Origin of the sequence: Vibrio sp. V09_P4A23P171 (assembly GCF_963875615.1) — a bacterium.
In the GTDB taxonomy this organism is placed as follows: Bacteria; Pseudomonadota; Gammaproteobacteria; order Enterobacterales; family Vibrionaceae; genus Vibrio; species Vibrio anguillarum.
This window is the reverse complement of the sequence record NZ_CAWNMR010000035.1, coordinates 1-8531: the sequence shown is the minus strand read 5'-3', so window position 1 is coordinate 8531 and position 8531 is coordinate 1. Positions and strand designations below refer to the sequence as shown.

Annotated in this window: 13 protein-coding genes; 8 read left to right on the top strand and 5 right to left on the bottom strand. The window is 39.9% G+C overall.

Annotated features, from left to right (window positions below; translation table 11 throughout):
- The first annotated feature begins 364 nt into the window (after positions 1-364).
- The gene (locus AACT23_RS12080; protein ID WP_053312151.1) at positions 365-790 is read left to right on the top strand and encodes a GNAT family N-acetyltransferase; all 426 of its coding nucleotides are present in this window, start codon (positions 365-367) and stop codon (positions 788-790) included.
- Between the two features lie 208 nt (positions 791-998).
- Here AACT23_RS12080 and AACT23_RS12075 read toward each other — a convergent pair whose 3' ends face one another.
- On the bottom strand, positions 999-1331 hold the full coding sequence (locus tag AACT23_RS12075) for a PBPRA1643 family SWIM/SEC-C metal-binding motif protein (protein ID WP_026029159.1): 333 nt from the start codon (positions 1329-1331) through the stop codon (positions 999-1001).
- A 258-nt stretch (positions 1332-1589) separates the two neighbouring features.
- Between AACT23_RS12075 and AACT23_RS12070 the strand changes: the two genes are divergently transcribed.
- Both AACT23_RS12070 and AACT23_RS12065 read left to right on the top strand, forming a co-directional pair.
- Positions 1590-1949, top strand: a complete 360-nt coding sequence (locus tag AACT23_RS12070; protein ID WP_013868602.1) for a VOC family protein — start codon at positions 1590-1592, stop codon at positions 1947-1949.
- Positions 1950-2106: 157 nt separating this feature from the next.
- Complete coding sequence (locus AACT23_RS12065; RefSeq protein ID WP_094126650.1) at positions 2107-2652, top strand: hypothetical protein; 546 nt, start codon at positions 2107-2109, stop codon at positions 2650-2652.
- 173 nt (positions 2653-2825) lie between these two features.
- On the opposite strand, the gene AACT23_RS12060 is transcribed toward AACT23_RS12065, so the two are convergent.
- Positions 2826-3104 (bottom strand): type II toxin-antitoxin system RelE/ParE family toxin, encoded by a 279-nt coding sequence (locus AACT23_RS12060; protein WP_010320663.1) that lies wholly within the window; start codon positions 3102-3104, stop codon positions 2826-2828.
- Entirely contained in the window at positions 3101-3385 is a 285-nt protein-coding gene (locus AACT23_RS12055; RefSeq protein ID WP_017040620.1) for a type II toxin-antitoxin system RelB/DinJ family antitoxin, read from the bottom strand. The genes AACT23_RS12060 and AACT23_RS12055 overlap by 4 nt, the downstream gene beginning before the upstream one ends.
- Before the next feature lie 196 nt (positions 3386-3581).
- Between AACT23_RS12055 and AACT23_RS12050 the strand changes: the two genes are divergently transcribed.
- From AACT23_RS12050 to AACT23_RS12035, 4 genes are all read left to right on the top strand, one after another.
- On the top strand, positions 3582-3794 hold the full coding sequence (locus tag AACT23_RS12050; RefSeq protein WP_094126648.1) for a hypothetical protein: 213 nt from the start codon (positions 3582-3584) through the stop codon (positions 3792-3794).
- A gap of 16 nt (positions 3795-3810) precedes the next feature.
- Entirely contained in the window at positions 3811-4185 is a 375-nt protein-coding gene (locus AACT23_RS12045; protein ID WP_094126646.1) for a hypothetical protein, read from the top strand.
- A 185-nt stretch (positions 4186-4370) separates the two neighbouring features.
- Entirely contained in the window at positions 4371-5252 is an 882-nt protein-coding gene (locus AACT23_RS12040; protein WP_141195533.1) for a hypothetical protein, read from the top strand.
- Positions 5253-5402: 150 nt separating this feature from the next.
- Positions 5403-6011, top strand: coding sequence for a glutathione S-transferase family protein (locus tag AACT23_RS12035; RefSeq protein ID WP_094126640.1), 609 nt, complete (start codon positions 5403-5405; stop codon positions 6009-6011).
- A 115-nt stretch (positions 6012-6126) separates the two neighbouring features.
- Here AACT23_RS12035 and AACT23_RS12030 read toward each other — a convergent pair whose 3' ends face one another.
- Together AACT23_RS12030 and AACT23_RS12025 are read right to left on the bottom strand one after the other, a co-directional pair.
- Positions 6127-6426 (bottom strand): type II toxin-antitoxin system RelE/ParE family toxin, encoded by a 300-nt coding sequence (locus AACT23_RS12030; RefSeq protein WP_000802136.1) that lies wholly within the window; start codon positions 6424-6426, stop codon positions 6127-6129.
- Positions 6423-6665: a type II toxin-antitoxin system ParD family antitoxin gene (locus AACT23_RS12025; protein WP_094126638.1), complete on the bottom strand. Its 243-nt coding sequence runs from the start codon at positions 6663-6665 to the stop codon at positions 6423-6425. The genes AACT23_RS12030 and AACT23_RS12025 overlap by 4 nt, the downstream gene beginning before the upstream one ends.
- 574 nt (positions 6666-7239) lie before the next feature.
- Between AACT23_RS12025 and AACT23_RS12020 the strand changes: the two genes are divergently transcribed.
- Positions 7240-8139, top strand: coding sequence for an IS982 family transposase (locus AACT23_RS12020; RefSeq protein ID WP_094126636.1), 900 nt, complete (start codon positions 7240-7242; stop codon positions 8137-8139).
- Positions 8140-8531 lie beyond the last annotated feature (392 nt).

The window sequence follows — 8531 nt, the reverse complement described above, 5'->3', positions numbered from 1 at the left end:
GTTGGGTTGTTTAGCGCTGTGAGTTTAGCGGCAAAATAACCTTCAGCATCCAAACGTCCGCCGAGCATGCTACGCTCGTCACTTTTCTTCCAAATCGCTTAATTTGAATTTTTTGTTTCTTTGCTGATTTAGGGTTTTGGTTTATAAATGAATGGGTTAGTTTGTTTTAAGTTTACAAAAAAGCTCGTTCTTTGGTTGTAAAAGTGTCGGTGTCAATTGGTTGGCCTAACAAACGGCTCAAGAGGGATTGCCAACGCGTGGCGGCTTTAGTACAAAATTGAAGTTCAGTGTTTACAGTGTGTTTTTTGAGTTCGGCTATGCGTTGTCAACCCCTTAGCCGGGCGTTAGGTTTATAGGTAAGTTCATGGAAATAATTAGATTTCAGTCTCAGCATCTCGAAGCTTCAGCACGACTTTACCTTGAATCGAGAGTGGCTACTTTCACTTTCATGGATACAGATGAATATTGCTTAACTGATTTTGTGAAAGATACTGATGGAGAAGAAATTTGGGTGGCTGTAGAGCAGGGGGCAGTAATTGGTTTCCTCTCAATCTGGAAGCCTGAAAACTTCATTCACCATTTGTTTGTTAGTCCCAAAAGCCTTAAACAAGGTGTTGGTTTAAAATTACTGAATCATGCTAAAGACCTAAGTAATAACTTAAATCTCAAGTGTCTTGTCCAAAATACGAATGCAACCCAGTTTTATCTTTCTCAAGGCTTCAAGATTCTTGAAACAGTGGGCAATGGGCCAGAAAACTATCACTTAATGAGCTTTGATGCACAAACCTAACAAGCAATTTAAGAGGGATTCACAACGCTTGGCGGCCTCGCTTCAAGTGAGTTAAGTGTTTATGGCACAATGCGTTAGGTTTGGGTGGAGGCGTTGTTCACCCCTTAATTGGGCGTTATACCGTTTTGACTTACGCGCAGAATATCGTATAGGTTCTAGTTTATAAAAAAACCGTCAGAAGACGGCTTTGGACGTAATTATCGAGGGTTTAAGCACAGCACTTTTTGTACTTTTTTCCGCTTCCACAAATGCACGGTTCATTACGGTTTGGTGTTTTGTCATAGGTAATAGTTTTAGGTTTGTTTAATAGCGTATCAAGCTCAACAGTGTTCTCTGGTTGCTTTGAGTCAATGACAATATCAGCCACTATTGAGTGCTCAGAAAGTATTATTTCTATCTCTGCTTTACGAGCCTCGGTTGGGACGACAACATTGATTGGAGCCTCGTCAGTGCCTGCTTTTACATCACGGTTTACGTTGTAGCCTGAAATGACGTGGTTTTGTCTAGCATCGATTCGACCTTTGAAAAATAGTTTGGACATTTGCAACTCACTGATGGATTGTTGTGGTGTAATTTGGCCGCGATTATACGGCACTATGGCAATTGATAAAGAAGTTCCTACAATGTGCATCGGATCACGGTATAACAAACGGCTCAAGAGGGATTGCCAACGCGTGGCGGCTTTAGTTCAAAATTGAAGTTCAGTGTTTACAGTGTGTTTTTTAAGTTCAGCGGTGCGTTGTCAACCCCTTAGCCGGGCGTTATACGCTATATGGAAATTTAACAATGGAGTCGTGAAATGAATCAGAATGAAAAGCTGAATTATGTCGAGTTTGCAGCAAAAAATTTAGAGGCAACAAAATCATTTTTCTCTTCAGTTTTTGGCTGGGAATTTACTGATTATGGTCCTGAATATACAGCATTCTCAAATCAGGGTTTAGATGGCGGTTTTTTTAAAGCTGACTGTTGTAGTCAGACAGCATCGGGTGGTGCACTTCTTATCTTTTATAGCTCAAACATAGAAACAACTTTAGCCAAAGTCCAGAATAGCGGTGGTCAAATTATTCGCCCAATTTTTGATTTTCCCGGAGGCTGTCGTTTCCATTTTATTGAGCCAAGCGGTAACGAATTTGCAGTGTGGTCGGAAGCACGCGTATAACAAACGGCTCAAGAGGGATTGCCAACGCGTGGCGACTTTAGTGCAAAATTGAAGTTCAGTGTTTACGGTGTGTTTTTTGAGTTCGGCGGTGCGTTGTCAACCCCTTAGCCGGGCGTTATATTCCACAAGCTGATCGGTGAACTTTTAAGGACAAAGGATGAAATATATTGAAATCCCCAAGTCTCTTCATGAGGTCTTTGGTGAAAAGCAATCTTTAATTGAAATTACTTGTACGGCAATATTTGCCTTATTTGGTAGTTTTCTAATTTATTTCCAGCTTTATCGTCCTATAGCCCATGAAAATGGTTGGTTGACAGTGTTAGGTTTCATTCTAATTGCTGATGTGCTGGCTGGGTGCATTGCAAATTTTAGCCGAGGCACAAATAAGTTCTACGCAGAAAGGAGAAAGGGACGCTTTCTTTTTATTGCTATACATATTCATATCTTAGCAATAGCGTGGCTTCTTTCTGCACCCTTAGAGTATGCGTTTCTAATCTGGGCCTATACAATAATATCTGCCTTAGTGGTAAATGCTTTAAAGGACAATCGTATCCAACTGTTCATTTCTGCAAATCTAATGTGTAGTGGTTTGTTATTACTTATGCTTTTACCGTTACCCACTTGGTTCTTAATCACCAGCACGTTCTTTTTGATTAAAGTCATGTTTAGTTTCGCCGTGGATCATTATGGCAATCAGGGTTAGATATGTAGCCTATCATGGTTAAGTGAATCGAATATAACAAACGGCTCAAGAGGGATTGCCAACGCGTGGCGGCTTTAGTGCAAAATTGAAGTTCAGTGTTTACAGTGTGTTTTTTTAGTTCGGTGGTGCATTGTCAACCCCTTAGCCGGGCGTTAGTTGCCCACCGACTACAATCAATCGGTAGGGAATTTCTGCTTCTGGTGTAGCACTCGCATTATGCGAATAATTGAACCTTCTACCCAGTACGAAACGATCATTGAGATTTCGGGAATAATGAGTAATCGTCCTCGAATTCCATCCCGTTGAACACCCATCAATGGTTGTTCGAGTAAGTTTTCTACTTTAGCCTCAATAATGTCATCAGTTTTTTCAGCCGCATCAGGGTTAAAGTCATAAAGAAACTCAAAGATCTTCTCACGATCATTTAGCGATTCCTCTTCCCATAAAATCATTGCTGGCCTCGATTACGAATTTTGGCCTTTCGTTCAGCCATTCGTGCTTTAGCTGAATTATGTTCAACAAATGAAGATTTTCCTGAGTCAAACTTCTCAAATGCTAGGTTTATTTGTTCAGTTAACCAAGCGTCATGAGATAATGTTTTTCTTTGTTGCTCAGCCATTTGTTCAGTAAGTTCACGGCAAGCATCGCTGAGTGTGCGACCTTGGCTCTCAGCCATTTGTTGGGCTAAACGTTTAATTTCGTCATCAACACGAAATTGAATTCTAGTGTCCATGAGTAGCTCCCTAAGTTTGTGTGTACAAATGTTAGCACTAGAATCGAACAAGGGCAACTAACAAACGGCTCAAGAGGGATTGCCAACGCTTGGCGGTTTTAGTACAAAATTGAAGTTCAGTGTTTAAGTGTGTTTTTTGAGTTCGGCGGTGCGTTGTCAACCCCTTAGCCGGGCGTTATGTAAAAGAGGATGAAATTTGAGCGAACAAGAAGACCTATTTCAAGGCGTATTGGAAAAAACAGATTTAAGGATTGAATTAAAGTATCAGCATTTAAATAGTAAAAAGTTACGAGCCAAAAAGTTTTATGACTACTTGGTTCAAAGTACCCCCTTTGATGCTTATCTGGTTGTGACAAATATCTCAGGAAAAGCTTTTAGAGGAGCTAAGGTTAAAGAAGCCAAATTTTAGATTTAATGGGCACAACATGGCTCATATTGTGGCCAATGAAGTCCAGTTGCCGAGTTTAAATCCTAAACAGTCAGCCACAGTATTACTTGATAGTGCTACGTTTAACGTAGACGGTTCTTGTTGGTTTTCATGTGAGATAGTTCCAGATGACGTTCAGCAAGAAGTGTTCACCTATCAGTATGATAAACAGCACGATAAAGATATTTCTTATCGCTTGAATCGCTGGGGGGCACCAATATACGTTGAGGGTAAACTTGCGTCACTACAAACTAGAACGAACAATTACATTTTAATACTGACCGTAATAACAGTATTAGAGGCTATCTTTGGAATTAAATATGCTGCTTATGGGGGCAAGGATACTGGCTTATTTATTTTCTTATTTAAGTGAGCTATTTGGCTACTTGGGAGCTTTTACATAACAAATAATTTAAGAGTGATTCGGCACGCGTGGCATTTTTACTATGCGTTAGCTTTAGTGGTTAAGGTGGTATGCGGAAGCATCGGTATTGCGTGCCTCACACCTTAATTGGGCGTTAGTTTCTATGAGTACAGTAATAAAATAAAAGGGTAATAATGATATTTGTTGAGTATAAAAAGTGCCCAGTATGTGTTGGTAGTGAAGTTCATCTAAATACTTGGGACTTAATGGAATGTCCGCAGTGTAACCTGATGCTGTCGATGGCGATGCCTGCAACCGCGACAGTGTTAAAAGAACGAGGAAAAGGTGAGTTTAGGTTCGAAGATGTAACTTTCAATTCTATGTGTAGTGACTTAGTTCTTGCTCCTTCGAGTGATCGTAATCCTGTATTGCCTGATGATAAGCATTGGTTCAGTTCGACTCGTGGAATTGAAGAATACTTAGAACCTAAAGGTAATACTGAAAAAGATAAAAACTATACACTGTGGACATCATTCAAAGATGAACTAGTTAATAAATTGGGTACTTTTTCACGTGATGAACTGTCAGATGCTTGGTCTTCTAAAAGCAATCGTACAGTATTTTATAAGGAATCACTTCTCCCTTTGGTTTCTAAAGAATTAGGTTTATTTCATGGTAATGAAGAGTTTACAGTTGACTATGTTATGTCTAAGTCATTCTATGACGATGTTTATGTTCCTCAAATACAAATTGAATCAGAGAATGATATTCGAACTGCAAATCAAGAAATGAACAAGCTATGCAGATTGAATTCGCCTCTGAGAGTATTGGTAACTGTCTTTGATGGTTGGGATGGCTCAAAGAACCAAAAAATTTATGACTATCTAAGAACATGGCAAAAAACAATAGAAGCTCATGGTTCTATGAATATGGGTGAATTCTCAGGTGTCATTGGTGTATTGATCGGCTCATATCATAATAAAGAACTTACCTATTACTCAGTTGCCTTTTGGAGTAATGGAACATTAAGGCAACCTTTAAGGGCATTACAGAGCTTTTGTTTAGAACGAAACTAACAAAGCGTTTAAGACAGATTCGCAACACTCGGCGTTTTCAATTCAAGTTGAGTTTTGTGTTTAAGGCGCAATGGTTTAGGTCGGGTTGTTGTGTTGCTCACACCTTAACGCGGCGTTATGTGTTTTTGGGTGTATAAAAGGAGATTTGTAGTGAAGGTTTATGGAGATATCCAATCTGGAAACTGTTACAAGGTCAAGCTGTTGCTTGCTTTCTTAGGCATTGAGCATGAGTGGTGTCACGTCAATATTTTAAAAGGTGACACAAAAACAGCTGAGTTTTTATCCATTAACCCAAACGGAAAAATACCCGCAGTTGTTTTGGATGATGGCCGTTGTTTGTCAGAGTCGAACGCAATTCTTGGCTATTTCGCAGATGGTACAGCGTTAATTCCTAGTGACAAATATGAAAAGGCTAAAATGTACGAATGGTTGTTCTTTGAACAATACAGTCATGAGCCATTTATCGCCGTGGCTCGTTTTATCCAAAAATATCAAGGTATGCCAGAGTCAAGGTTAGAGGAATATCACGCCTTACAACCTGGAGGTAATAAAGCCTTATCAATGATGGAAAGTCGCTTAGCCCAGACGGATTATCTTGTTGGTAAGCAACTCACGATTGCTGATATTGCACTGTACGCTTATACACATGTTGCAGATGAAGGTGGTTTTAACTTATCTCATTACCCCAATATTCAAGCGTGGTGCAAAAGACTCCAAGAGCAAACAGGCTATGTTGGCATGGTGGAAACAAACACATAACAAACGGCTCAAGAGGGATTGCCAACGCGTGGCGGCTTTAGTACAAAATTGAAATTCAGTGTTTATAGTGTGTTTTTTGAGTTCGGCGGTGCGTCGTCAACCCCTTAGCCGGGCGTTATGCGCCGAATATTGGGTTCACATCCATGCTCTTATGAAGAATTCGGATCACCCTGATTTGTTGGCTGCCGGTTTGCTGATAAAAGATGACGTGACTCCCTTGGGGAAATTTTCTGTATCCCTCTCGGATTTCATCGCATGATTTACCGATGTCGGGATTTTCCGCTAAAAGCCAAAAGGAATCATCGAATTGCTTTAAATAAACATTTCGCTGCTCTTTTCCCCAGCGTCGTTGAGTGAATAAAGCAATATCCCGTAAATCGGCTTTTGCGGCGACAGTAAGATTAAATGGTTTCATCGAATGCTTTCACTATCGAGTTCATTGATGAAGCTATCAAGGTCATAATCAGCATCACCACTTTGCTCTCCTTCAACAAGTAGTTGACGGAGTGACTCTAGTTTGGTTTCTTGGTTTTCGAGTAGACGCAGCGCAGAGCGAATGACTTCACTTGCTGAGCCGTAACGTCCACTTTGTATTTGGCTTGTAATAAAGCCATCAAAGTGTTCACCAAGAGTGATACTTGTGTTTTTAGCCATGAGCGCATTTCCATAAATACCAAAAAGTACCTAATTATGGTATCAAATGGCATTTTGGGCAAGGCGCGCATAACAAGCGCCTCAAGAGGGACTGTCAACGCGTGGCGTTTCCAGTCCCATTGAGCCGAAGTGGTTACGGTTGTTGTGTTTGAGTTTGGTGTTATGCGTTGCCAGCCCCTTAGGCGGGCGTTAGTTGGCAACGTAATCCGTGGTTTAGTGAATTTACTAAACTGGCGGTAGCGTGGGAAAAGGTTGAAAATCGAAGCAGTTTTGCATCTGTTTTTGTGTCGTGCTTTCGTCAATTGGTTTCTGTATTATCAATTGTTTTTGTGATTGTTACGTTACTGGTCGTTGGCTGTTTTGTGTAAACTAGCCGCGTTTAATTTTGATATTTGTAGCAGTGAGTAAGCTGATTTTTTCATTGCACTTTCGTCAATCCTGCTCGACTTTAGCAAAGCTATTTTGTTATTGATTAACCTGAACTCTGGATAAGAAATTACAAAAAAATGAACTAATTGCTCGTTCCATGATCTGATCATTCGACCAAGAGTGACAAGACCAACAAGGAACGAGCATGAACAAATTAGTTGAAATTTATTGTGATGTCGATGATTTTTGTCAGTTGTTTATCGAACAATGGCAAAAAACACTATTAGAAGATGGTGCGATAAAGCGCCGACGCGCTTGCCGACTATCAACAGCAGAAATAATGACCATTATTATTCACTTTCATCAGTCACATTACCGTGATTTCAAAAACTATTATTTGCTTTATGTGTGTCGCCACCTTAAAGCATATTTTCCCGAATTACTAAGCTATACAAGGTTTCTAGGGATGATGCCAAGTACCGTGATCCCTATGTGCAGTTACCTTTCATCAAAGTTTGGCAAGGCTACAGGCATTCAGTTTGTAGACTCCACCAAGATAGAGGTTTGCCACATCATCCGAGCTAAACGAAATAAAGTATTCGAAGACATAGCCACGCACGGCAAAGGAACGATGGGATGGTCTTTTGGTTTTAAACTGCACTTAATTATCAACCATTTAGGTGAAATCGTGTCACTTAAACTCACAAAAGGTAATGTCGATGATAGAGAGCCTGTTGCTGGTATGGCAGATTCTATCTTTGGTAAACTTTATGGCGACAAAGGTTATATTAGTAAAGCATTGTCAGGTGAATTATTAGATAAAGGTATTGAGTTGATAACGACAATTCGTAAAAACATGAAGAAAAAATTCATTTCATTATGGGATAGAGCCATGCTAAAAAAACGTTTTATTATTGAAACGGTGAATGATCAACTTAAAAATATTTCTTACATTGAACACTCTAGACACAGCAGTGCTCATGGTTTTATGCTGAATTTATTGGGTGGTTTGATCGCGTATTGTTTAAAAGAAAATAAGCCTTCTTTGGATTTAACAGCGCAAGAATTTGCGCTGTTAGAAAGTAATAATTTGATGCAGGCTTAACCAGATCTCAGGTTGATTACGTTATCGCTTGTTTGTGAATCGTAACTTGGAAATGGTTTCGCTAAAGCTTTGCAAGGGTATTCCAACATTGAAATTGCCTACTAACAAAGCATTTAATCGGACTAAAAACAGTGGGCTACTGCGCTTCGCTTGTATTTTAGCCCACTATTTTTAGCCGCTTAATGCGGCGTTAGGCAAAGTGAGTTTTTATCAGCTAAATCGAGTTGGAATTGAACGGTAAACTCCATGTTTTCTGGTTTAAATTAAGCGATAAATAGTCATCACATATTTCTTGTTTCTTGATCGCGTTGGGTTGCTTTTCGTTGTGAATTTAGCGGCAAAATAACCTTCAGCATTCAAACGTCCGCCGAGCATGCTACGCTCGTCACTTT